The organism is Streptomyces siamensis, assembly GCF_039543605.1.
GTDB classification, from domain to species: domain Bacteria; phylum Actinomycetota; class Actinomycetes; order Streptomycetales; family Streptomycetaceae; genus Streptomyces; species Streptomyces siamensis.
Map to the genome: position 1 here is coordinate 262,107 of NZ_BAABKB010000008.1, position 23,625 is coordinate 285,731.

The following is a 23,625-nucleotide window of genomic DNA, read 5'->3' on the forward strand; positions in this document are numbered from 1 at the left end:
GGGGCTGGACCTTTGCCGCCCGGCGCCGGAGAGTCCCGGCCCGTCCGGCGCTCGAGGACGAGGCCGTCCAGGCCGATACGGGGGTACGGGGTCGGAGCCCCGGCGGTCACGGCCTCAGCGCACGGAGCAGGAGATCCGCGAGGTGGTCGGCGACCTGCTGGGGGCTGAGCGGGCCGTCGGGGCGGTACCACGTGGACAGGTGGTGCACGGAGCCGAAGTGGTAGTCGACGACCAGGTCCGCGGGCGTGGCCGTGGAGAAGACGCCCTTCTTCTGGCCCTCCTCGATCAGCGCGCGGAAGCGCTCGTGGTAGCGCCGCCGTTCCGCACGCACCTGCTTGTGCTTCTCGGGGCTGAGGTGGTGCATGGAGCGGAAGAAGATCGACGCGTCGTCGAGGTTGTCGATCGTCGTGACGACGACGTCGGCCGCGGCCCCGCGCAACCGCTCCTCGACGGGCGCGTCCGCGTCGGCGAAGGCGTCCAGCCGCTCCTGCTGGATGCGCAGCACGCGCGCGTAGACCTCGTGCAGGAGGTCGTCCTTGGACCCGAAGTAGTGGTACAGCGCCCCCTTGGTGACGCCGGCCGCCTCCACGATCTCCTGCACGGAGGTCCGGTCGTACCCCTGCTCCGCGAAGAGCCGGGTGGCGGCGGCCAAGAGCCGCTGCGGGACGGGCGTGCCGTCACCGTCCGTCGTCCTGGGCACTGCCGCCACCTGCCTTCCGAGGGTTGTCTTCGCGTTGTCGTCTACTGGGACTCATGGGAGCGGGAACGCAGTTCCCGACGGAGGATCTTCCCACTTGCCGTCTTCGGCAGGTCGGGGAGGATCTCCACCTCCCGCGGGTATTTGTAGGCGGCCAGTCTCTCCTTGCAGTACGCGGCGAGCGCGTCGGGGTCCTCCTCGGCGCCCGGACGCAGGCTGATGTACGCCTTGACGGTCTCGCCGCGGTAGCCGTCCGGCACCCCGACCACGGCCGCCTCGCGGACCGCCGGATGGGTGTAGAGGACGTCCTCGACCTCTCGGGGCCACACCTTGAAACCGGACGCGTTGATCATGTCCTTCTTGCGGTCGACCACGTACAGCCAGCCGTCGGCGTCCATGAAGCCGATGTCGCCGGTGCGCAGCTCACCGTCCGGGAAGGTCTCGGCGGTGGCCTCGGGGCGGTGCCAGTAGCCGGGGACGACCTGCGGTCCCCGTACGACGATCTCGCCCTGCTCCCCGAACGGCACCTCCTGCCCGAGGTCGTCGACGATGCGCACGACGGTGTCGGGGCCGGGCACACCCACCGCGAGTGTCCCCGAGACCGGGTCGACCGGCGCTTCTCGGCTCGGTGGCACGGAGGCGCAGGGCGCGGTGCACTCGGTGAGGCCGTAGCCGTTGCGGATGTACGGCCCGAAGCCGGCGCGGAACTTCTCGACGAGGGCGGGCGGCAGCGGGGCGCCGCCGGAGGAGATGACCGTGAAGGAGGCGAAGTGCCCGGGGGTGACCGCCGGGTGCGCGGCCAGGGCCATGAACGCGGTCGACGGGCCGACGGTGTAGTGGGGCGCGTGCTCGGTGAACGCGTCGAGGACGACCCCCGGCTCGAAGCGGTAGGCGAGGACGAGCGTGCCCCGGCTGTTGAGGCAGGCGGCGAGCTGGCAGACCATGCCGGTGATGTGGAACAGGGGCGCCATCGCGAAGTACACGGGCGACTCGGGCAGGCCGAGGCCGGTCCGCTGCCGCTCGGCGTTGTACATGATGTTGCCGTGCGTGTTGGTGGCTCCCTTGGGGGTGCCGCTCGTGCCGGAGGTGTAGCTGATCAGGGCGATGTCGGCGGGTCCGAGGTCACGCCCGCCGGGTGCCGGGTGGCCCTGCCGGGCGACGTCCACGAGGTCGGCGGTGCCCGCGGCGGCGGGCAGCCGCTCGAAGTTCAGTACGCGGGTGTCGTTGCGCGTCTGGAGGTCCAGCTCGCACGCCGTCAGGACGAGGCGTACGGAGGAGTCGGCGGCCGTCTCCCGCAGATAGGAGTCCCAGGCCCGGTCGGAGCAGACGAGTGCGACGACCGCGGCGTCGTCGAGCACGTGCCGGACCTCGGCCGACTTGTACATCGGGTTGACGGGGACGACGGTCGCGCCGGCCTTCCAGGCGCCGAGCAGGGCGACCACGAACTGCGGGGAGTTCTGGAGCAGGACGGCGACCCGGTCGCCGCGCTCCAGGCCACCGGCGGCGAGGTGCCCGGCGACCGAGTCGCTCAGCGCGTCGATCTCGCGGTAGCTGAGCCGGCCGTCGAAGTAGGCCAGCGCGGTGCGGTCGGGGGTGTGCGCCACGGCCGCGCGGATCGCGTGCACCAGGGTGTCGGGCGGGCTCACGGGGGCACGCTGGGCCTCGTCGAGCAGTGCCAGCCACGGCTGGGCGGCGTAGCCGGAAGTGGTCACCGGCCCGCCTCCCACTTCTGCTGGATGTGGTTCATGTTCGTCATCCAGCGGTCGGGGTCCGCGGCCCGTGCCGCGTAGAACCCGGCGACCTCGGGGTGCGGCAGGATCAGGAAGCGGTCCTCCTCGATGCCCTTGAAGAGCGCGTCGGCGACGTCCTCGGGCTCGATGGCGGTGGGCTGGAGCACCAGGTCACCGGCGCTTCCGGTGGCGTCGAGCATGTCGGTGCGCACGCCCTGCGGACAGATCGCGTGGACCTTGAGGCCGCGGTGGCGGTACGTCAGGGAGAGCCATTCGGCGAAGGCGTACGCGCCGTGCTTGGTGACGCTGTAGGGCGCGGCGCCGATCATGGTGAGCAGTCCGGCGGCGGAGACGGTGGAGACGAACCGGCCGCTGCCGCGCTCCAGCCAGGCCGGGAGCAGTTCCTGGGCGGCGCGTACGTGGGCCATCACATTGACGTCCCAGGCCAGCTCCCAGACCTTCTCGCCGGCGGCCTCGGTGCCGGCGGAGGCGAGACCGGCGTTGGCGCAGTAGACGTCGATCGTGCCGCCGAGGGCGTCGCGCGCCTCGGCGACGATCGTGGACGCGTCGCCCGGGACCGCGACGGCGCCGATCTCGTCGGCCACGGCCCGGGCCTTGGCGGCGTCCAGGTCGTTCACGACGACCCTGGCCCCCTCGGCGGCGAAGCGCCGGGCCAGGGCGGCTCCGATACCGCCTCCCGCTCCGGTGACGACCACTCGGGCATCCTGCACGGCTTCCACCATCGGTCTCCTTCGACGCGACGCGAATCGGCTCTGCTGCAGCGCCAGACTAACCAGTCGGTATGTTGCGAGGGAAGGGGTGTCCGGCGTCGCGGGAGGCCCGGGCGGTGTGATCTGTGCGGCTCCCCCGCGGCGCGGCGAGGCAGCCCGACCGTACGCCCCCGACGGCGTCACCCCTGCGGCGCGGCTCTCCCGGACACGCGGGAGCACGCTCGCGTGGGCCGCGGGAACGGGGAACACGGTCGGGCGGGGGACCCTGTTGCGCCATCCGGCACACCTGACAGGCGCCGTCCACTGATTCCGGTCAGGGTGAAGTGGTCCGGGTGCGAGACCCCACGGCCTCACCCGGGCGGCACCAGGCGCGGTCCGGGGCACGTCCCGGGCGCCACCTCACGGACCCGGCGGTACCGGCGCGGACTCGGCGGTATCGGCGCGTACCCGGCGGGACCGTCCCGGACCTGGCGGCGTCGGCTCGGGGCGGCTCACGGAGCGCGGTTCGCGCCGCGTTCGCGGGTATTCCGGATCACCCCGCGGAGCGCGTAGCGTGCCCATGCCAGCTTCCGCGATCACGGAGGTCACACCATGCGCCCCGACGCTTCCGGCTCCGCACGACGTGGGGGGACCCCCCTGTCCAGACGGGCCGTCCTCGCCGCCGGCACCGCCGCGGCGGCCCTGGCTCCGGTACCGGCCTCGGCGGCCCCGGGCGGCCGCGCCAAGCTGCGCACCGGCTTCGAGCGCCTCGAAGGGGACGGCTACGCGCTGCTGGACGGCGAGCGGGTCGGCGTGGTCACCAACCCGACGGGCGTCACCCGCGACGTCCGGCACATCGTCGACGTCATGCACACCGACGCCCGGGTGAACGTGATCGCCGTCTTCGGCCCCGAGCACGGCTTCCGCGGCACCGCGCAGGCCGGTGGTTCCGAGGGCCGTTACGACGACCCGGCGACCGGGCTCCCCGTCTTCGACACGTACCAGAAGAGCGGGCAGCCGCTCGCCGACGTCTTCACCGCCTCCGGTGTGGACACCGTGGTCTTCGACATCCAGGACGTGGGCGCCCGCTTCTACACCTACATCTGGACGCTGTACGACTGCATGGAAGCCGCACAGCTCGCCGGCAAGCGCTTCGTGGTGCTGGACCGGCCGAACCCGGTGACGGGGCGGGACGCGCTCGGGCCCGTCCTGCACAAGGAGTTCGCGACCTTCGTCGGACGGCAGCCCGTCTCCCAGGCGCACGGGATGACCGTGGCGGAACTGGCGCGGCTGTTCAACAAGGAGTTCCTGACGACGCCGGTGAAGCTGGACACGGTCCTGATGTCCGGCTGGAAACGCTCGGACTTCTACGACGCCTCCGGGCTGCCCTGGGTGCCGCCGAGCCCGAACATGCCGACGCCCGACACCGCCCTGGTCTACTCGGGGTCCTGTCTCTTCGAGGGCACCAACCTGTCGGAGGGGCGGGGCACCACCCGCCCGTTCGAGCTGCTCGGCGCCGAGGGCGTCGACGGGCGGTGGGCCGCGGCGGCGGAACGCCTCGGGCTGCCCGGCGTGCACTTCAGGGAGGCGTACTTCGCCCCCACGTTCTCCAAGTTCCAGGGCAAGACCATCGGGGGCGTGCAGATCCATGTGCACGACCGGGCCGCCTTCGACCCCGTACGCACCGGCATCGCGCTGCTCGTGACGGCCAAGCAGGTCTGGAGCGGCTTCGCCTGGCGCTCCGACAACTGGATCGACAAACTCACGGGCTCGACCCTGGTGCGCACGAAGATCGACGCCGGGGCGACGGCCGACGAGGTCGTGGCGGCCTGGCAGGACGAGCTGCAGGCCTTCCGGCAGATGCGCAAGGAGTATCTCGTCTACAAGTGAGTGAGCCGTGACGTATGGCCAACCTCGTGCCCCGGTAGGACGATACGCCCGTATCGCACCGCCCACGGGGGACGAGGGGGTCCGTCATGGCCGATCCGGAAGTGAGTGTCTCTCCCTACTGGGAACTCACCTTCGACGCGGACGGGGACGCCGACGGCCGGGAGCTCGACCGGCTGCTCGCGGAGGTGCCCCGGCGGGGGGTCCGCGATCTGATCGTGTTCGCGCACGGCTGGAACAACGACCGCTCGGGTGCGACCCGCCTCTACAGCCGCTTCTTCGAACCCGTCCCCGGACTCGCCCCGAACGCGCGCCTGGGGTACGTGGGTGTGGTGTGGCCGTCGATGCGGTTCTCGGACGAGCCGATTCCCGACTTCCCCCGGCCGGCGGCCGCGCAGGACACGGCGACCGTGCAGCCGGTGCTGGACAAGAACACCCGGCACGCGCTCCTGGAGGTCTTCCCCGGGCGGGCGACGGTGGTCGAGCAGATCGCGCGGCTGCTGGACCAGCAGCCGGACGAGGGCGCCTCGCTGGAGGAGTTCGGCCGTCTCGTGCGGCTGCTCGTCGAGGTCCGGCCGCAGGGGCCGCAGACGTCCTTCGCCGCGGACACGCTGGCGGAGGGTGTGCCGGAGGGCGATCCGCTGATGCTCTTCGGGGACACGGCGGCGGTGTGCGACGAGTTCGCGCGGGCGCTCGCCGGGTCCGGGGACGGTGAGGCCTTCGCGCTGCCCCGGTTGTGGGACGGTGCGCACGAACTGCTGCGCCAGGCCACCTACTACGCGATGAAGCGGCGCGCGGGGACGGTCGGCGAGCGGGGGCTCGGGCGGGCCGTGGGCCACCTCGCGCAGACGGCCCCGGACGTACGTGTCCATCTCGTCGGGCACAGCTTCGGTGGACGGCTGGTCTCCTTCGCCCTGCGCGGGCTGCCGCAGGGTGTGCGTTCCGTGAAGTCGGTGACCCTGCTCCAAGGGGCCTTCTCGCACTACGCGTTCGCCGCACGGCTGCCGCACGACCCGCGGGCGAGCGGGGTTCTCGACGGCCAGCACCACCGCGTCGACGGCCCCCTGGTGTGCTGCTACTCCCACTTCGACTCGGCGCTCGGGAAGATCTATCCGCTGGCCTCGCGGATGGCGGGCGACTCCCGCACGGCCACGGCGGAGTTCGGCCTCGACCGGCTGCTGGGCGCCAAGTGGGGTGCGATGGGGCACGACGGGGTGCAGGCGGTGCCGGGGACGAAGAAATACGCGCTGGCCGAGGCCCTGCGCACGCGACTGCCCGCCTCCGGCTGCGTGAACGTGGACGCCGCGGCCGTGGTCAGGCGCGGCGGTGCGCCGTCCGGGGCCCACAGCGACATCTGCCACCGGGAACTGGCGCAGCTGGTGCTGGCGGCGGGCCGGGTCCGCTGACCCGCCGCCCGCGAGGACGCCGGCGACCCCTGGGGCCGCCGGCGTTCTCGTGCCGGCCGGCTACCGGTGCGAGGTGTACTCGACCACCTGCTGGTAGGTCGGCCGGTTCTGCCAGCTGATCTTGCCGTGCTTGATGCCGCCGAGGGTGCGCTGGACGATCGAGTCGGCGCACCACTGGTCGCCTGCCGAGCACTGGTCGTCGCCGGGGTAGACCTGGGCGGCGGTCTTGCCCGCGGCTTCCTTCAGGGTGCTGATCAGTGCGTCACGGCAGGCACCGAGGCTGCCGGAACCGCAGTACTTCTGCGTCAGGCCGCCCTGCACCGACTCGCCGAGCACGGCCCGGATGTCCTTGTCGACATAGCTCCACCAGCCGTACTGGAAGGAGCTTCCGGCGTGCGAGCCGGTCGGTCCGTGCCCGGCCGACGGCGCCTCGTCGACGGGGATGCTGCCGGTGAACGCGGTGTACAGGTCGCTGCCGAGGACCGGCTCGAACTCCGCCTTCACCAGCAGCGGCCACCAGGCGTCCAGGATGCGGATCGCGTCGGCGTCGGCGTACGTGTGGGACCCGGCCGAGGTCTCCGTGCGCCTGGCGCCGGCCGTGACCCACGCCGAGAGCTTGCTCACCGCCGCCGCGGCGGCGGGGTCGGTGACCGTCGAGCTGTTGATCACCTTCAGCAGCTTCGGCAGCACGTCCTCGGCCCGCAGGTCGGCGAGGGCCGCGTCGGCCATGGCCTTCACCAGCGCGGACCTGGTCACTCCGCCCGCGGAGACGAGCTTCTTGACGCGGTCCTCCAGGAGGTTGCCGCGATGCACCGAACCCTCGCCCCAGGGGGCCGCGGCGTAGTCCTTGGCCTGCTTGTTGTTCCAGGAGATGTAGTAGTCCTGGTCCACGGAGTTGGGGTGCGCGGAGGCCGGGGTGTACTGGGCGGTGTTCGTCGCGGCGTCCCAGTTCCGCCACTCGTACGCGGGTTGCGCCCACACCGGGAAGTCGGCGTCGACGCCGGTGGCGCGCACCGGGTTGTCCCCGCTGTTGTAGTACGCGGTGTGCGAGGAGTCGGCGTAGAACCAGTTGAAGGTGTAGTTGATGTGCTGCACCGCGCTCTGGAAGGTCTGCGGGCTCTTCACGTAGTCGGGGTCGTTGAGCATCTGGAAGCCGATGATCGAGTCGGCCTCGTGCATGAAGGACGAGCGCAGCGTGGTGTAGGCGACCTTCTTCCCGCCGACGGTCGCGCGGTACTCCACGGGGCCGTACTTGGTCCGGTAGACCTGCATCCGGTACGAGCCCGCCGCGGTGCCGTCGGCGACCGTCGGCTTCCAGGAGTTGGTCCGCTCGACCTTGTCCATCGCCGTGCAGGTGCCGTGGTACAGGTAGTGGTAGTCGTCCTGGCACAGTTCGACGGCGTAGGTGTCGATGATGTCCTGGCCCGACGTGGTGGCACTCCAGGAGTAGTCCTGGCCGCGGCCGAGCTCGACGTACATGCTCAGGCCGGCGAAGGAGGCGCCGCGGGCGCTCAGGCCCGGTCCCTGGATCTCCTGGAGCATGAGCAGCTGCGGCGCGAAGTAGCCGGTCTGCGGGCCGAAGACGGCGATCGGGTGGCCGCTCGCCGTGTGCTTGCCGCTCACCACGAGGGCGTTGGACATGCCGCGCTTCGCCGAGCTGACGGAGGTCTTGGCGGCCGTCGTGGAGGCGCCGGTGGCGGCGGCGGTCCCCGCGCTGCCGGTGCGGTCGTAGACGAGCGGCTCCCGGGTCACCGAACCGGCGTCGGGCAGGGCCTGGCCCTGGGCGTCGTCCGGTTTGACGGCGTAGGGGAAGCTTTCGCCGTCGTGGACGGTGAGCACGGCCTCCGGGTCGTTGCGCTGCCGGAAGGACTCCCAGACCTTGGTGCCCTCCACCACGCCGTACTTGGACTGGGCGGCGAGCAGCGAGAGGGCGTTGTTGACCTCGCCGCCGCCTCCGGAGCCGAAGAGCGCACCGATGACGGAGGCCAGCGCGACCAGGTCGGTGAGCTTGAAGTGGTCGATGGTGCCGGCGTTGGTGATGGAGTCCTTGTGTCCGGTCAGGACGTACTCGCCGGGGAAGTAGCGACCGCTGTCTGAGGCGTCGATGTAGGCGTTGATGCCGGCGATGTAGGCGTTGGCGTCGGCGAGGGCCTGCTTGCCGCGCTCGCCGGCCTGGGCGGTGGCGTTGTCGATCTGGGCCTGGAGATCCGCCTCGGTGTAGGGGGCGTTGCGCCAGAACTCCTGCTCCAGCCCCTGGTTGGACGGGGCTCCGCCGGCGAACGAGGTCAGCTGGCCGCGTCCGACGTGCCGGAAGACGTCCATCAGCCACAGCCGGTCCTGGGCGGCCGCGTAGCCCGCGCCGAACTCGGTGCCGTAGCGGGTGGTGCCGGTGATGTGCGGGACGCCCGTCTTCTTGTCCCGCACGATCGTCACGTCGCTGCGCGGCCTGGTGGTGGAGGCGACCTGGTCCGAAGGGACGCCGAAGGACGCGTCGTTGAAGAAGTCGTTGATCTTGGTGTCGGTGAGCCCGGAGTAGCCCTTGGCCAGGTTGCCGTAGGGGGCGAGCTGGTCCTCCGCGTGGCCCGGCTGGGTACCGAAGGCCTGGTTGAGCAGGATCTCGACGAGGGTCGCGTTGCCGTTCTCACCGGGCGGGAGGATGTCGGAGCACTGGCCGCCGCAGTAGTCGTTCGCGGCGGCGGCCGAGGGCGCCGCGGTCGCCGCCGCCTGGGAAAGCGGTGACAAAAGACCGGCAATGAGCACGCATACGGATGCGCTCTTGAGGAACTTGGGGAATCGACGGGGAGTTCTCAGTCTGTCGAGGACGGTACGTGGGGTGCGCCGTGGCATGGCAGCTCCTCCCGACGGGGGTGGGCCGGACGTTACCGCCGGTATCCCCGAGTTGGAAGATGAACATGCGTCAGTTTTTTGGATTCATCGCACCCGGGCCGGGTCGTCGACAGGCGGCTGACAACGGTGGGAGGCAGGCCGGGAGGGACTCGGCGGTCGGCTGGTGGCGGTCATCGGAAAAAAGGATGGAGCCGAATCGCTTGTCGATACGTCTATTCGGCGACGTCCGTACGACGACGCCGAAGTGACCGAAGTTCAGGTGCAGGTGTGACGGAGGTGCAGGGCGATGGCGGGTTTCCGGAGTCTGGCGAGACAGGTGCGGGATCCGAGGTGCGATCTGGCACTGCGGCGGTACTCGCTGCGCAAGTGCCTTGAGAGGTTCGCCCCTTATGGGCACCGGGCGACCTGGGACCATCTGTGCTCCCGGGCCGGGTTCGGTCCGGAGGACCGGTCCCCCGATCCGGCGCGGCTCGTGGCCGCGCTGGAGGAGTTGGAGGAGGCCCGCTCCGTCTGGCTCGCCTACGAGGTCGAGTTCGCGCAGCGCCGCAAGAAGGAGAAGCACGACGGACTGCGCAGGCCGGGCAGTGTCGACGACTGGCACCGGCTGACCTGGGGCGGCTTCGGCGTCGCATGGTGCGACGACCCCCGTGTACATCCCCGTGAACCACTGGCCGAGGTGCTGCGCCGGCTGATCGCCGCGCTGGAGCGCGAGCCGGGCACGGTCTGCCCGGTGTGCGCCGGGGAGCGCCTCACCTGGAGGTACGACCTGGCCCACGAGCCGTCGTCAGGACCCGTCTGCACGAGCTGCGGAATCGTGGTGCCGCGGCCCGTTCTGACACCCGAGGCCCTGGCGGAGTCCAGGCGTGGAAGGCTGCTGATGTCGGCCTGAGCAGGACGGGGGTGCGTCGACGGAGCCGCACCCCCGCGCGAACGCTCCTGGCCCGCCTGCCCGTCGGCCGACCTCGGCCGCCGAGGGCCGTCGACCCCGCGGGGCTGCCTGAAGCCCGTCGACGCCGTGGGCCGCCGCGGCCCGTCGACGCCGTGGGGCCGCCTGGGCCGGACCGCCGACCGGGGCCGCTCGCGACTCGTCGACCCACTCGGCGCCGCTCGCGACTCGCCGATCCACTGAGCGCCGCCCGCAGCTCGTCGACCGCGCGTGCCGCCCTGAGGCCGGTCCACGCGGTGCAGCGCCGCGACCTGCCGGTCCTGGGGGTCAACTCGGCTGAGGGCGCCCCCGGGAGGTGCCTGCGGCTCGTCGACCCCTGCGGCGCCGCCCCGGCCGTTCCGCGCCGCAGTCGCCCGCGGAGTGCGGTCGGGCGCGTGACCGTCGGGGGCCGGTTGTCGGTGGTGGGTGGCACCATCGAGGCATGGTGCAGGTCTGTCTGAACGGAGCGCGCGGGTCGGCCGACGGTGCCGTCGTGCCGATGTCGCCGGAGGCGATGGCCCGGTCGGCGGCCGAGGCCGTCGCGGCCGGGGCGTCGGACATCCATGTCCATCCCAAGTCCCCCTGCGGCCAGGACACTTTGTCTCCGAAGGCCCTGGCGGCCACGCTGGAGGCGATACGGGCACGGGTGGACGTCCCGGTCGGGGTGACCACGGGCGCGTGGGCCGAGCCCGATCCGGCGGCCCGCGTGGAGCGGGTCCGGTCCTGGACCGTCCTGCCCGACCACGCCTCGGTCAACTGGCACGAGCCGGGCGCCGAGGACGTGGCGGCGGCGCTCCTCGACCGTGGCATCGACGTGGAGGCGGGCATCTGGTCGGGCACGGACGGCGCGGAGCGCTTCGCCGCGTCGCCCCTCGGGCCGCGCGTCCTGCGCGTCCTGGCCGAGGTCATGGACGACTCGCCGCGCTCGGCGCAGGAGTCGGCCCTGGCCCTGCTCGCCGATCTCGGCGCGGGCCCCTCGCGTGCCGGTGACCCCACCCGCTCGGAGCGGCACCACGGCCGGCCCGTGTTGCTGCACGGCCTCGACCGCGGCACCTGGCCGGTGCTGCGGCTCGCGGGTCGGCAGGGGCTGGCCACCCGCATCGGCCTGGAGGACACCCTGACCCTGCCGGACGGACAACGGGCCGATTCCAATGCCCAGTTGGTGACGCGGGCACTGGCCGAGTACCGCACGGCGCGCAATGAAGGCGCCACACGCTAGCAGCAGCAAATCCGCTCGATCCAGCACTTTCCCGTCCGGACAGTGGGAGGCGATGAAACACAGCTGAGGAACCCGAGGAGTCCCGATGTCGACGCTGCGCGTCACCGCCGAAGTGCTGACCATCCACGAGCATCCGAACGCCGACGCCCTCGAACTGGCCCAGGTCGGCCTCTACCGGGCCGTGGTCGCCAAGGGCGCCTATCGCACCGGCGAGCGAGCCGTCTACATCCCGGAGCAGTCCGTGCTCCCGGCCGGGTTGATCGAGGAGCTCGGGCTGACCGGCCGCCTGGCGGGGAGCGGTTCGGACCGGGTGAAGGCGGTACGGCTGCGCGGTGAGCTGTCGCAGGGCATCGTGTGCCGCCCGCGGGCGCTGGCGGACGTCGACCTGGCGCGGGCCGCCGAGGAGGGGACCGACTTCGCCGAGCTGCTCGGCATCGTCAAGTGGGTGCCGCCCGTCCCGCCCACGATGGACGGTGACGTCGAGTCCGCGCCCGACCTGCTGCCCTGGGTCGACATCGAGAACCTCCAGCGCTACCCGGACATCTTCACCCCCGGCGAGCCCGTCGTCCTGACCGAGAAGCTGCACGGATCGGCCTGCCTGCTGACGTACGTCGCCGACGAGGACCGCGTGTACGTCTCCTCGAAGGGTTTCGGAGCCAAGTCCCTCGCCCTGAAGGAGGATCCGCGCAATCTGTACTGGCGGGCCGTGCGCGGGCACGGGGTCGCGGAGGCCGCGGCGCGGCTCGCCGGCCGGCTGGGCGCGCGCCGCGTCGGCATCTTCGGCGAGGTGTACGGGGCGGGCGTGCAGGACCTGTCGTACGGCGCCGACGGGCGCCGCGAGTCCCTCGGCCACGCCGTGTTCGACGTGTCCGCGGAAATCGACGGCGAGGTCCGCTGGCTGGACGCGGCCGCCCTGCTGGAGGGCGAACTGCCGCTGGTACCAAGGCTGTACGAGGGGCCGTACGACATCGCCAAGGTCCTGGAGACCGCGACCGGCCGGGAGACGGTGTCCGGGCGCGACCTGCACCTGCGCGAGGGCGTGGTCGTCCGCACGTCCACCGAGCGCTACAGCCCGGTGACGGGCGGCCGGGCCATCGCGAAGGCGGTCAGCCCGGCGTACCTGACCCGCAAGGGCGGCACGGAGTACGAGTGACCCACCGCGCGCTCCGGTCCCGGGCGCCGACGCCCCGGGACCGGACGTGGCGCAGGTGCGCCGCCGAAGCCGCCCGGACACGGGGCCCTGCGACGCCGCCCGGCGGCCGTCGCGGCCCGGTCCCGCGAGGCCTGCGACGGGGCCGAGCAGCAGTCGCGCACCGGCTCACGCGAGGCCGGTGACCGGGGCCGGCGGCCGTCGCTCACCGGCTCCCGTCGGCCCGGTGACGTGAGCTCGGAGGCTGTCGCGCGCCCGCTCACGCGAGGCCGGTGACCGGGCTCAGCGGCAGTCGTTCGCCGGCTCCGGCCGCGCGGTGCGGCCGGAGCGTTCCACCATGAGCCGGGAGCCGGTCTGACGCTCGCCGAAGACGTCGTCCGGGTTGGAGAGCACACAGTTCTCCAGGGACAGGCAGCCACAGCCGATGCAGTCGGTGAGGTGGTCCCGCAGCCGGCCCAGCTGCTTGATGCGCTCGTCGAGTTCGGAGCGCCAGGCCTCCGAGAGCCGGGCCCAGTCCTCCCGTGTCGGGGTGCGCTCCTCGGGAAGTTCGGCGAGGGCCTCGCGGATCGTGGCGAGCGGGATGCCGACGCGCTGCGCCGCCCGGACGAAAGCGACGCGACGCAGCGCGTCACGGTGGTAGCGGCGTTGGTTCCCGCTGGTGCGGCGGCTGCTGATCAGGCCCTTGGACTCGTAGAAGTGCAGGGCGGAGACGGCCGCGCCGCTGCGGGCCGACAGCTGGCCGACCGTGAGCTCGTGGATCTTCTCTGGAATCTGGGGCACCCCTCGAACCTAACCCACCCCGGCATGCCCGCGGTGCGTTGACAGGAGCCCTCCACCCGACCATGCTAAGCAGTTGCTTAGACATTGCGACGCGGGAGGCCAGGGACATGGCAGAGCCGAGGATCTTCACGTCCGCCGACGACCTGAAGGCGGCGGTGGGCGAACAGCTGGGACACAGCGACTGGCTGGAGGTCGACCAGAAGCGGATCGACCTGTTCGCGGACGCCACGGGCGACCACCAGTGGATCCACGTGGACCCGGAGAAGGCCGCCGCGGGTCCGTTCGGCACGACCATCGCGCACGGCTACCTCACCCTGTCGCTGCTGCCCGCGCTGGTGCCGCAGGTCATGCGCGTCGAGGGCATGAAGATGGGCGTCAACTACGGCAGCAACAAGGTGCGCTTCCCCGCCCCGGTGCCGGTGGGCTCCCGGCTGCGCGCCACCGCGGTCCTCACGGAGGTCACCGAGGCGGGCGGCGGCGTGCAGGTCACGGCCGCGGTGACCGTCGAGCGCGAGGGCGGCGACAAGCCGGTGTGCGTGGCCGAGTCGGTGTCCCGCTACTACTTCTGACGGCCGCCCGGTGCGCCCGGGCTACTTCCCGGCTCCCACCATCCGCAGCACGAGGTCGGCGTAGAGCGCGCCGACCTCGTCCGGTGTCCGGGGTCCGTCCACGTTGAACCAGCGGGCCACGTCGATGCACAGGGAGAGCACGGCGAGGGTGGTGCCGGGGACGTCCGGCACGTCGAAGTCGCCCGCGGCCACGCCGTCCTGGATGATCCCGCGCACCTCGGCGTCGACCTGGCGGCGCAGGCCGATGATCTCGGCGCGGGCGTCGGGTCCGAGCGAGTCCAGCTCGTACTGCACGACCCGCGCGGTGGTGCGCCCTCCGGCGTGCCAGCGTACGAAGGAGCTCACGGCGTCCGCGAGGCGCTCGGTCGCGTCACCCTCGCCACGGGCGGCCGTCCGCAGGATGTCGAGGGCCTTCGCGTGGCCGATCCTGCTGATCCGGTGGAGCAGCTCTTCCTTGGTCTTGAAGTGGATGTACAGGGCGGCCGGGCTCATGCCCGCGCGGCCCGCGATGTCCCGGGTCGTCGTCGCGTGGTACCCGCGCTCGGCGAAGGCCTCCACGGCGGCGACGAGCAGCCGCCGGGCCGCGTCCGGGGTGACCTCGGCCCACGGCTGCATCTCGCCGCCGGCCGTCTCCTCCGCCGTACTCATCGCTGTTCGCCCCTTCTCCACCGACAGGGTGAACACCATACCCCTGAACCTGAGCGCCCGCTTAGATCCCCCGCTCAGGACGGAGGCCCCCGCCCGGGGCGAATTCCTCCGCCCCGGGGTGGATCAGAGCTTCTCGAAGGGGTCGTACACCCGCCCGCCGACGCGCGTGCCGTCCTGACGGTCACGGATCACCTTGGCCAGGGTGAAGGCGGACGTCACCAGGTACAGGACGGCGATGGCGAGGAAGCCCCGCACCCAGGCGTCGGCCTGGAGCTTGAAGATGCCCAGGGCGGTCGCGGCCATGGCGACCGAGAAGGAGGCGACGGCCTGTCCGTAGAAGGCGGCCGTGTTCTGCTGCTTGACCGGTGTCTCACTCATGGGGAAAGCGTCGCCGCCGGGGCCGGGCCGTCACATCCGCCGAGATACTCAGGAACGCGCGGGACATACTCAGAAGGCCGAAACCCCGGTCAGCGCACGCCCGATGACCAGCTTCTGGATCTGGCTGGTGCCTTCGTAGAGGGTCATCACGCGGGCGTCGCGCAGCAGCTTGCCCGCCGGGTACTCGTCGATGTAGCCGTAGCCGCCGAAGACCTGGAGGGCGTTGTTCGCGGCGCGCACGGCGGCCTCGGAGGCGAACAGCTTGGCCTTCGACGACTCGGTGGCGAACGGCAGGCCGCGGTCGACGAGATCGGCGACCCGCCAGGTCAGCAGCCGTGCGGCGTCCACGTCGACGGCGATGTCGCTGATCAGCTCCTGCACCAGCTGGTGCTGGGCGATGGGCTTCCCGAACTGCTCCCGTTCGGACGCGTACCGCACCGCGGCGTCCAGCGCGGCCTGGGCGATGCCGACGCATCCCGCCGCCACCGACATCCGGCCCTTGGCGAGCGCGGACATCGCGACGGCGAAGCCCTTGCCCTCGGGCGCCATCATCGCGCTCGCCGGCACCCGTACGTCCTCCAGGACCAGTTCCGCGGTGGCCTGCCCGCGCAGCCCGAGCTTGCCGTGGATGGTGCGGCGGCTCAGGCCGGGGGTGTCGGTCGGTATCAGGAAGGCCGAGACGCCCTTGTGGCCGGGCGCGTCGGTGGAGCGGGCGAACAGCAGGACGACGTCGGCCCAGGTGCCGTTGGTGATGAACATCTTGGTGCCGTTGATGACGTAGTCGTCGCCGTCGCGCACGGCCCGGGTCGCCAGGCTGCCCGCGTCCGATCCCGTACCGGGCTCGGTGAGCCCGAAGCAGCCGACAAAGTCGCCGGCCGTGAGCCCCGGCAGCCAGCGCCGCTTCTGCTCCTCGGTGCCCCAGTGGGCGATCGACTTGGCGACGAGGCCCAGCGAGACGGAGACGATGCCGCGGACGGACGAGTCGCCGCGTCCCAGCTCCTCCGTGACCAGGCAGTACGCCAGGTGGTCGCCGCCGCTTCCGCCGTACTCCTCGTCGATGGTCAGCCCGAGGAAGCCGACCTCGGCCAGCTTCTTCACGATGGACCGGTCGACCTCCTCGGTGCGGTCCCACTCGACGACGTGCGGGGCGATCTCGCGGTCCACGAAGTCCTTGGCGAGCTGCCGGACGGCGGTCTGCTCCTCGCTGAGCTCCAGGTTCATACCGAGTCACCCCACAGATTGCGGACATTGAAAGCAGTACATTTAAATTAGCACTGCTAGTTTCCGAATGCAGCCCTACTATGTGCGCCATGGCCCGACCGCGCAAGCCCCTGCTGAGCACCGACCGCATCGTGGACACCGCGCGGGCGCTCGTGGACGCCGAGGGCCTCGCAGCCGTCTCGACGCGCCGGCTCGCCGCCGAACTCGGCGTCAGCGGGCCGTCCCTCTACAACCACTTCCGCACCAAGGACCAGATCCTGGAGGCGGTCGCGGACTCGGTCAGCGCACAGGTCGACCTGACGATGTTCGAGGACGGCCGCGAGTGGCGCACCGCGCTGCACGACTGGGCCGTCTCCTACCGGGCCGCCCTGCGCGACCACCCGAACATCGTTCCCGTGCTCGCGCGCGGCCCCGGGCGGCGGCCCGCGGGCCTGCGGCTCGCCGACGCGGTGTTCGGCGCGATGGTCGAGGCGGGGTGGCCGCCCTCCCAGGCCACCTCGATCGGGGCGCTGATGCGGTACTTCATCATGGGCTCCGCGCTCGGCTCGTTCGCCGGGGGCTTCGTCGACGACGCGGACGCGTACGACCCGGCGGACTATCCCCACCTGGGGCAGGCGCACCTGCTCGCCGAGCAGCAGGAGAAGATCGACGAACGGGCCTTCGAGACGGGCCTCACCGCCCTGCTGGACGGCCTGTCGGCCCAGTACGCGCAGCTGACGGTGGGCAGCTGAGCGGACGGTCCGGGCAGACGTCGGCCTCCCCCGTGGCCCCGCCCGGGACATGCCCACGCCACCTGCAGCGGTCACGTCCGGGCTCCGCGGACGTAGCCGGACCCCGGCCTGCGCGTCCGGGCCCACGGACGAACCGGCACCCCGGCGGCGAGGACGTTTCGGTGGGGGCCGCAACGTCCGTGGCGCATGCTGGTGGGCATGACGAGGCGGACGCACAGCAGGGCAGCCGGGCTCGCGGGGTTCGCGGCGCTGATCGCGGACGAGACGCGGGCCGGGTTCCTGCTCGCCCTGCTCGACGGGCGGGCCTGGACGGCGGGCGAGCTGGCTCGGCACGCCCAGGTCGCCCCCTCCACGGCCAGCGAGCACCTCGGCAGGCTCGTCACGGGCGGGCTGCTCACCGAGGAACGGCAGGGCAGGCACCGCTACGTACGGCTGGCGAGTCCCCGCGTCGCGCAGATCGTCGAGGATCTCGCCGCCCACGTCGGGCCGGCCGGAACCGAACGCCCGCACACCCTCCGGGAGTCGAGCGCGGTGTCGGCGATGGCCCGCGGCCGCACCTGCTACGACCATCTCGCCGGGCGCCTCGGCATCGCCCTCACCGATGCCCTCACCGCCCGCGGCCTGCTCCGCCAGGACACCGGGTTCGCCCTCACCGACGCCGGACTGCGGTGGTTCGAGTCCGTCGGCATCGGCCTCGACCTCACCGCCCGCCGCCCGCTCACCCGGGCCTGTCTGGACTGGACCGAACGCCGGCCGCACCTCGCGGGCGGCGCCGGCGCGGCCCTGTGCCGGCACGCCCTGGACGCGAAGTGGTGTGTGCGCGTCGGCACGGAGCGGGCCGTCAAGGTGACCCCCGAGGGCGAGCGGGCCCTCGCGGAGCTCCTGGGTGTCGAGGCGACCGCCCTGCGCTGACCAGCCCCTGCCCGTCCCTTCCCCGCGCACGGCGAGCGGCATCAGCTCCGGCGCCGGGCCCCAGGCAGGCGTCCGAAATCCGCGAGACCTCCGCCCGCCCCCCGCCTAGCCTCAGGAGCATGATGAACACCTCCCGGCCCGCCCCGCCCGCCGGACGCACGCGGCTGCTCGCCGCGGGCGCCGCGACCGTCACCGTCGGACTGTGGGCCTCCGCCTTCGTGTCGATCCGCAGCGCGGGCGAGGCGTACTCACCGGGCGCGCTGGCACTGGGGCGGCTGCTCGCCGGGGCCCTCGCGCTCGGGGCCGTCTGCCTGATCCGCAGGGAGGGGTGGCCGCCCCGGGCGGCCTGGCCCGGGATCGCGATATCCGGGCTGCTGTGGTTCGGCTTCTACATGGTCGTCCTGAACTGGGGCGAACAGCAGGTGGACGCGGGCACGGCGGCACTCGTGGTGAACATCGGACCGATCCTCATCGCCCTTCTCGGTTCCCGGCTGCTCGGGGACCCGATGCCGCCCCGGCTGCTGGCGGGCATGGCCGTGTCGTTCGCGGGTGCCGTCGCGGTCGGCCTGTCGATGTCCGGCGAGGGCGGTTCGTCGGTCCTCGGGGTCGTCCTGTGTCTGCTTGCCGCGGTGGGCTACGCGGGCGGCGTGGTGGCGCAGAAGCCGGCGCTCGGGCGGGCCGGCGCGCTCCAGGTCACGACGTTCGGCTGTCTGGTCGGGGCCGTCGCCTGTCTCCCCTTCGCCGGGCAGCTCGTGACGGAGGCGGCGAAGGCGCCGGCGTCCGCCACGCTCAACATGATCTACCTGGGCCTCTTCCCGACCGCGCTGGCCTTCACGACCTGGGCGTACGCGCTGGCCCGCACCACCGCCAGCCGTATGGGCGCGACGACCTACGCGGTGCCCGCCCTCGTGGTCCTGATGTCCTGGCTGTTCCTCGGCGAGGTGCCGGGGCCGCTCACCCTGGCGGGCGGGGCGCTGTGCCTGGCGGGTGTCGCGGTGTCGCGCTCCAGGCCCCGCGCCGGGAGGGCGGCGGCCTCGGAACTCGTGCCCCCGGACGCCGGGACGGCGGCGGCCGCCCCGGAGCGCCGCCCCGAGCCGGAACAGGCCTGATTCCGGACCGGCACCGGTCCGCCCGTTCCCGGACCGGCATCGGCCCGGGAACGGGCGGGCACGGCTAGAACACGACCAGGGCCCGGCCGCCCTTGCCCGCGATCATGTTGTCGAACGCCGCCGGGATGCCGTCGAGGGCGATCCGGTCCGTGACCAGGCTCGCGAGGTCCAGGCGCCCGGCGCGGACGTGCTCCGCGAGGACCGGCAGGTCCCGCGCCGGGTCGCAGTTGCCGTAGACGCAGCCCGCGAGGGTCCTGCCCCAGTGGAAGATCTCCAGCGCGTTGAAGGTGACCTGCTGGTCCTTGCCTCCGATGCCGACGACGGTGGTGCGGCCGCCGCGCCGTGTGGAGTCCCAGGCGGTGCGGATGGTCACGGCGCGCCCCACGCACTCGACGGCGACGTCGACGCCCTGCTTGCCGGTGAGGCCGCGGATCTCGCGCGCGGTGGTGTCGGAGGCGACGACGTAGTCGGTCGCTCCCGCGTCCCGCGCGAGGGACTCCTTCTCGGGCGAGACGTCGACGGCGACGATCTTCGAGGCACCCGCGATCCGGGCGGCCTGGAGGGCCGCGAGCCCGACCCCGCCGACACCGAACACCGCGACCGTCTCGCCGGGCCGTACCCGCGCGGAGTGGTGGACGGCGCCGTAACCGGTGAGGACGGCGCAGCCGAGCAGGGCCGCGTCGGTCAGGGGGACTCCGTCCGGTGCGGGCAGGACGCAGCTCGCGGCGACGACGGTCTCCTCGGCGAACGCGGCGACGTTCAGGCCGGGATGGAGGTCGCTGCCGTCCGAGGCGCGGCGCGCGTACACGTCCGCCGCGCCGGTCAGGGCATCGGCGCACAGCCACACCTCGCCGAGCGAACAGGCGTGGCAGGCGCCGCAGGACGGCGCCCAGTTGAGGACGACGCCGTCGCCGGGCGCGACATGGGTGACGCCCTCGCCGACGGAGACGACGGTGCCGGCGCCCTCGTGTCCGAGGACGGCCGGGACGGGCACCCGCATGGTGCCGTCGGACAGGGAGAGGTCGGAGTGGCAGACCCCGGCGGCGGCGAGCCTGACCCTGACCCGTCCGGGGCCCGGTTCGGGGAGGTCGATCTCGGCGATCTCCAGGGGAGCGCCCACGGAGGGAAGGACGGCGGCGCGAACCATGTGCGTGCTCCTAGGGCCTAGAACTGGAGGGACTTGGTCTGGAGGTACTCGGACAGGCCGTGCGATCCGAGCTCGCGCCCGACACCCGACTGCTTGTAACCGCCGAACGGGGCGAGGGGGTTGAAGCGTCCTCCGTTGATGTCGACCTGCCCCGTGTCGAGCCGTCGCGCGAAGGCGACCGCCTCGGCCTCCTCGCCCGCCCAGACCGCGCCCGCGAGCCCGTACACCGTGCCGTTGGCGATCCGCAGGGCGTCCTCCTCGTCCTCGTAGCGGATGATCGACAGGACCGGCCCGAAGATCTCCTCCTGGGCGATCGACATCCCCTCGGTCACGTCGGCGAAGACGGTGGGACTGACGAAGTACCCCTGTGCGTGCGGGGATTCGGTGCCTCCCGCGACGAGCCGCGCGCCTTCGGCCAGGCCCTTGTCGATGTAGCCGCGGACGCGGTCGCGCTGCTTGGCGTTGACGACGGGGCCGATGCGGTCGCCGTACTTCGCGGCGGCGGCCGCGGCCAGTTCGACCGCCTCCTCGTACTGCCCGGTGTGCACGAGCATCCGGGTCCAGGCGCTGCAGGTCTGGCCCGAGTTGGACATCACGTTGGCGACCCCGACGGCCACCGCCTTGGCCAGGTCGGCACTGGGCAGGATGACGTTGGCGGACTTGCCGCCCAGTTCGAGGGCGACCCGCTTGACGGCGGCCCCGGCCGTGGCGCCGATCCGCCGGCCGACCGCGGTGGAGCCGGTGAAGGAGACCAGGTCGACGTCCGGGTGCTCGGCGAGGGCCTGGCCCGCGACCGGGCCGAGGCCGGTGACGAGGTTGAACACACCGGCCGGGATGCCCGCGTCGGCCACGGCCTCGGCGAAGAGCTGCGCGGTGAGCGGGGTGTCCTCGGCGGGCTTCAGGACGACGGTGCAGCCCGCCGCCAGCGCCGGGGCGACCTTGGCGACGATCTGGTGCAGCGGGTAGTTCCACGGGGTGATCGCGCCGACGACGCCGACGGGCTCCTGGTAGACGGTCGAGTTGCCGACCTTCTCCTCGAAGTCGTGCGTCGCGGCCAGTTCCGCGTAGGAGCCGGCGACCAGGATCGGCACGCCCGCGTGCACGGCCTGCGAGAACGCGAGCGGCGAGCCCAGCTCGGCCGTCACGGTCTCGGCGATCTCGTCCTTGCGCGCGACGAGTGCGTCGCGGAGCGCGGCGAGCCGCGCGGCCCGTTCGGCGGGCGGGGTCGCGGCCCAGCCCGGGAAGGCGGCGCGGGCCGCGCGCACGGCGGCGTCGACGTCCTCGGCCGTGCCCGCCGGGACCCGGCCGATCACCTGCTCGTCGACCGGGTTCACGACCTCGATCGTGTCCCGGCCGGCGGCGGGGCGCCAGGTGCCGTCGATGTACATGCCGTCATGTGCCTTCATCGTGTTCCTCCCGGGCGGGGACGCGTCGTCCGGACCCTAAACTAGCGATGATAGTTTTGGGGCGCCAGAGGTGGCCGGCCCCAGGGCATCCTCGGGGGCCGTCCGTCAGAAGTCGACCTGCTCCCGGTCGTCGACGCGGCCCACCGACTCCTGGGCGAACGTCCGCTCGTAGGCACTCCGGATCTCCTCGATCCTCCGGTCGCCGGCGGCGGCCCGCGCGACCGGGTAGAGCAGCACGAGCTCGTACGACCGCTCCCGCTCGATCACGCCGTGCGCGTCCCGCCACTGGCCGCGCCCCTCCCGCACGGTGAGTCCGTCGGGGAACTCCGGCGTCACCTCGCGGTCGACGAAGTCCATGAACTGCCGGTCGGTGACGGCGGGTCCGCCGTCGGGGCGCGCCGTGCCGAAGAGGAGCCGGGTCTCCACGTACGCGGCTCCGCGCACCGCCGCCCGCGGCTCGTCGCCACCGAACACGGCTTGGGCGGCGGGAGCGCCGGCGAGGAGCAGGACGGTGGCGGTGGCGGCGACCGGACGGGCGCGCAGGCTGTACGGGGTCATGCGGGTCTGCCTAGCGGAACTCACTCCTCCAGGTCCGGCAGCCGCGCCGGAGCCGGACAGATGCGTTCACCGTGCTGGTCGAAGACGAACAGATGGGCGAGGTCCACGAGGAGGGGGACCTGCATGCCGTGCCGCAGCTCGATGTCGGGCGTGGTGCGGACGACGAGGTCCCCGGGCAGCCGGCCCTCGGGCGGCGCCAGGTCGGGGACGTCGGGTTCCGCGTCCCCCGGATGCTCCAGGACCACCACCGGGCCGGCCCGCAGGGCCCCGGCGCGCTCCCGCAGCCGGTCGAGGACCGTGCCCTCGCGCCGCCGTCGCCGGACCGGACGGGTGGGACGCGGCGACTCCAGCTCCGGTACGACGGCGGGCCGTGACCCCGTGTTGAAGTGGACGAGGACCTCGTGCCCCTGGTACTCCACGTGCTCGACGAGCCCGCTGATGGCCACCTCGCCGGGCCGGGCGGCGGACGGCTTCGCGAGCCGTACGGCCTCGGAGCGCAGTCCGACGATGACCTCGCGGCCCTGCTGGACCCGCAGCAACTGGTGGTCCAGGGACAGGGGTTCGGGCAGCCGGAGGTACTGCTTGCCCAGGCTGATCGACATCGCGCCGTCGAGCGGTGCCCGGACCAGGCCGCGCAGCAGGTTGATCCGCGGAGTGCCGATGAAGGCGGCGACGAAGACGTTCGCGGGCAGCGAGTAGACCGTCCGGGGCGTGCCGAGCTGTTGCAGCACCCCGCCGCGCAGCACGGCCACCCGGTCGCCGAGCGACATCGCCTCCGCCTGGTCGTGGGTGACGTAGACCGTCGTCGTGCCCAGATCCCTGGTGAGCCGGGCGATCTCGGCCCGCAGGTGGTTGCGGAGCTTGGCGTCCAGGTTGGACAGCGGCTCGTCCATCAGGAAGGCGGACGGATGCCGCGCGATCGCCCGTCCCATGGCGACGCGTTGGCGTTCGCCGCCGGAGAGCTGGTTCGGGAAGCGGTCGAGGAGGTCCTGGATGCCGAGCATCCGGGCGGTGGCGTCCACCCGCGGGCGCGGGTCGTCGCCGGGCGCCTCGATGCGCAGCGGGAAGCCGATGTTGTCGCGGCTGGTCATGCTCGGATACAGAGCGAAGTTCTGGAAGACCATGGCCATGTCACGCCCGGACGGCGGCAGATCGTTGGCGTACTCGCCGTCGAGACGCACCTCGCCCTCGGTGACCTCTTCGAGTCCGGCGATCATTCTCAGCACCGTCGACTTGCCGCAGCCGGAGGGCCCCAGCAGGACCAGGAACTCGCCCGGCCGGATGTCGAGCGACAACCGCTCCACCACGCGGACGCCACGTGTGTACGACTTGCTGACGCTGTGCAGGGAGATGGCGCGTGTCATGAGAGGTGCCCCCGGGGGCTCACTGGACGCCAGAGCGTGTTGTCGAACGTCCCGTGCGGGTCGTACGGGACTTATGAGTCACGGAAGTTAACGGACCGCGCACGCCCGGGGGAAGACATCCGGCGGGATCGGACCATCCGGTTCGGCACGGGCGTAAACGGACGATCAGGTACCGCCGGCCACAGCCGCCCCGCCCGGCACCGGCACATCGGGCACCCGGGCGCCGGGCCG

General features: G+C 72.5%; 21 protein-coding genes. 9 read left to right on the forward strand and 12 right to left on the reverse strand.

Going from position 1 to position 23,625, the window contains the following annotated elements; genetic code table 11:
• Positions 1 to 106 precede the first annotated feature (106 nt).
• The 3 genes from ABEB03_RS15285 to ABEB03_RS15295 are packed head-to-tail and all read right to left on the reverse strand — an operon-like array spanning position 107 to position 3,170.
• Positions 107 to 700: a TetR/AcrR family transcriptional regulator gene (locus ABEB03_RS15285; RefSeq protein ID WP_345647901.1), complete on the reverse strand. Its 594-nt coding sequence runs from the start codon at positions 698 to 700 to the stop codon at positions 107 to 109.
• Between the two features lie 41 nt (positions 701 to 741).
• Entirely contained in the window at positions 742 to 2,409 is a 1,668-nt protein-coding gene (locus tag ABEB03_RS15290; protein ID WP_345647904.1) for a class I adenylate-forming enzyme family protein, read from the reverse strand.
• Positions 2,406 to 3,170, reverse strand: a complete 765-nt coding sequence (locus ABEB03_RS15295) for an SDR family oxidoreductase (protein WP_345647907.1) — start codon at positions 3,168 to 3,170, stop codon at positions 2,406 to 2,408. Before ABEB03_RS15295 ends, ABEB03_RS15290 begins: the two co-directional genes overlap by 4 nt.
• Positions 3,171 to 3,749: 579 nt before the next feature.
• Here ABEB03_RS15295 and ABEB03_RS15300 point away from each other — a divergent pair.
• Both ABEB03_RS15300 and ABEB03_RS15305 read left to right on the forward strand, forming a co-directional pair.
• Positions 3,750 to 5,027, forward strand: coding sequence for an exo-beta-N-acetylmuramidase NamZ family protein (locus ABEB03_RS15300; RefSeq protein WP_345647909.1), 1,278 nt, complete (start codon positions 3,750 to 3,752; stop codon positions 5,025 to 5,027).
• A gap of 86 nt (positions 5,028 to 5,113) precedes the next feature.
• A complete protein-coding gene (locus tag ABEB03_RS15305) occupies positions 5,114 to 6,430 on the forward strand; it encodes a serine-threonine protein kinase (protein WP_345647911.1) in 1,317 nt (438 codons plus the stop codon).
• 60 nt (positions 6,431 to 6,490) lie between these two features.
• Here the strand turns inward: ABEB03_RS15305 and ABEB03_RS15310 are convergent, their stop codons facing one another.
• Positions 6,491 to 9,277 carry a penicillin acylase family protein gene (locus tag ABEB03_RS15310; protein ID WP_345647914.1) on the reverse strand — a complete coding sequence of 929 codons (2,787 nt, stop codon included), beginning with the start codon at positions 9,275 to 9,277 and terminating at the stop codon, positions 6,491 to 6,493.
• A 286-nt stretch (positions 9,278 to 9,563) separates the two neighbouring features.
• On the opposite strand from ABEB03_RS15310, the gene ABEB03_RS15315 reads away from it, so the two are divergent.
• The 3 genes from ABEB03_RS15315 (at position 9,564) to ABEB03_RS15325 (ending at position 12,574) form a co-directional block, all read left to right on the forward strand.
• Positions 9,564 to 10,166 carry a hypothetical protein gene (locus ABEB03_RS15315; RefSeq protein ID WP_345647917.1) on the forward strand — a complete coding sequence of 201 codons (603 nt, stop codon included), beginning with the start codon at positions 9,564 to 9,566 and terminating at the stop codon, positions 10,164 to 10,166.
• Positions 10,167 to 10,644: 478 nt separating this feature from the next.
• The gene (locus tag ABEB03_RS15320) at positions 10,645 to 11,421 is read left to right on the forward strand and encodes a 3-keto-5-aminohexanoate cleavage protein (RefSeq protein ID WP_345647920.1); all 777 of its coding nucleotides are present in this window, start codon (positions 10,645 to 10,647) and stop codon (positions 11,419 to 11,421) included.
• 85 nt (positions 11,422 to 11,506) lie between these two features.
• On the forward strand, positions 11,507 to 12,574 hold the full coding sequence (locus ABEB03_RS15325; RefSeq protein ID WP_345647923.1) for an RNA ligase (ATP): 1,068 nt from the start codon (positions 11,507 to 11,509) through the stop codon (positions 12,572 to 12,574).
• Between the two features lie 279 nt (positions 12,575 to 12,853).
• Here ABEB03_RS15325 and soxR read toward each other — a convergent pair whose 3' ends face one another.
• The gene (gene soxR, locus ABEB03_RS15330) at positions 12,854 to 13,351 is read right to left on the reverse strand and encodes a redox-sensitive transcriptional activator SoxR (protein WP_095933253.1); all 498 of its coding nucleotides are present in this window, start codon (positions 13,349 to 13,351) and stop codon (positions 12,854 to 12,856) included.
• 107 nt (positions 13,352 to 13,458) lie between these two features.
• On the opposite strand from soxR, the gene ABEB03_RS15335 reads away from it, so the two are divergent.
• Complete coding sequence (locus ABEB03_RS15335; RefSeq protein ID WP_028801679.1) at positions 13,459 to 13,920, forward strand: MaoC family dehydratase; 462 nt, start codon at positions 13,459 to 13,461, stop codon at positions 13,918 to 13,920.
• 21 nt (positions 13,921 to 13,941) lie between these two features.
• Here ABEB03_RS15335 and ABEB03_RS15340 read toward each other — a convergent pair whose 3' ends face one another.
• From ABEB03_RS15340 to ABEB03_RS15350, 3 genes are all read right to left on the reverse strand, one after another.
• Positions 13,942 to 14,568 (reverse strand): TetR/AcrR family transcriptional regulator, encoded by a 627-nt coding sequence (locus ABEB03_RS15340; protein WP_095933411.1) that lies wholly within the window; start codon positions 14,566 to 14,568, stop codon positions 13,942 to 13,944.
• Positions 14,569 to 14,691: 123 nt separating this feature from the next.
• Positions 14,692 to 14,946, reverse strand: coding sequence for a YiaA/YiaB family inner membrane protein (locus tag ABEB03_RS15345; RefSeq protein WP_345647931.1), 255 nt, complete (start codon positions 14,944 to 14,946; stop codon positions 14,692 to 14,694).
• 69 nt (positions 14,947 to 15,015) lie between these two features.
• A complete protein-coding gene (locus tag ABEB03_RS15350) occupies positions 15,016 to 16,167 on the reverse strand; it encodes an acyl-CoA dehydrogenase family protein (protein ID WP_345647935.1) in 1,152 nt (383 codons plus the stop codon).
• Positions 16,168 to 16,256: 89 nt separating this feature from the next.
• Here ABEB03_RS15350 and ABEB03_RS15355 point away from each other — a divergent pair, with 89 nt between their 5' ends.
• From ABEB03_RS15355 to ABEB03_RS15365, 3 genes are all read left to right on the forward strand, one after another.
• Complete coding sequence (locus ABEB03_RS15355; protein ID WP_028801683.1) at positions 16,257 to 16,898, forward strand: TetR/AcrR family transcriptional regulator; 642 nt, start codon at positions 16,257 to 16,259, stop codon at positions 16,896 to 16,898.
• 186 nt (positions 16,899 to 17,084) lie between these two features.
• Complete coding sequence (locus ABEB03_RS15360; protein WP_425589238.1) at positions 17,085 to 17,810, forward strand: ArsR/SmtB family transcription factor; 726 nt, start codon at positions 17,085 to 17,087, stop codon at positions 17,808 to 17,810.
• A 119-nt stretch (positions 17,811 to 17,929) separates the two neighbouring features.
• A complete protein-coding gene (locus ABEB03_RS15365; RefSeq protein ID WP_345647943.1) occupies positions 17,930 to 18,919 on the forward strand; it encodes a DMT family transporter in 990 nt (329 codons plus the stop codon).
• Between the two features lie 64 nt (positions 18,920 to 18,983).
• Here the strand turns inward: ABEB03_RS15365 and ABEB03_RS15370 are convergent, their stop codons facing one another.
• The 4 genes from ABEB03_RS15370 to ABEB03_RS15385 all read right to left on the reverse strand — a co-directional run bounded on the left by ABEB03_RS15370 (position 18,984) and on the right by ABEB03_RS15385 (position 23,394).
• The gene (locus tag ABEB03_RS15370; RefSeq protein ID WP_345647946.1) at positions 18,984 to 20,066 is read right to left on the reverse strand and encodes a Zn-dependent alcohol dehydrogenase; all 1,083 of its coding nucleotides are present in this window, start codon (positions 20,064 to 20,066) and stop codon (positions 18,984 to 18,986) included.
• 17 nt (positions 20,067 to 20,083) lie between these two features.
• Positions 20,084 to 21,472: an aldehyde dehydrogenase family protein gene (locus tag ABEB03_RS15375; RefSeq protein WP_345647949.1), complete on the reverse strand. Its 1,389-nt coding sequence runs from the start codon at positions 21,470 to 21,472 to the stop codon at positions 20,084 to 20,086.
• Positions 21,473 to 21,577: 105 nt separating this feature from the next.
• The gene (locus ABEB03_RS15380) at positions 21,578 to 22,030 is read right to left on the reverse strand and encodes a DUF3574 domain-containing protein (protein WP_345647952.1); all 453 of its coding nucleotides are present in this window, start codon (positions 22,028 to 22,030) and stop codon (positions 21,578 to 21,580) included.
• A gap of 20 nt (positions 22,031 to 22,050) precedes the next feature.
• Entirely contained in the window at positions 22,051 to 23,394 is a 1,344-nt protein-coding gene (locus ABEB03_RS15385; RefSeq protein WP_345647955.1) for an ABC transporter ATP-binding protein, read from the reverse strand.
• Between the last annotated feature and the right edge of the window lie 231 nt (positions 23,395 to 23,625).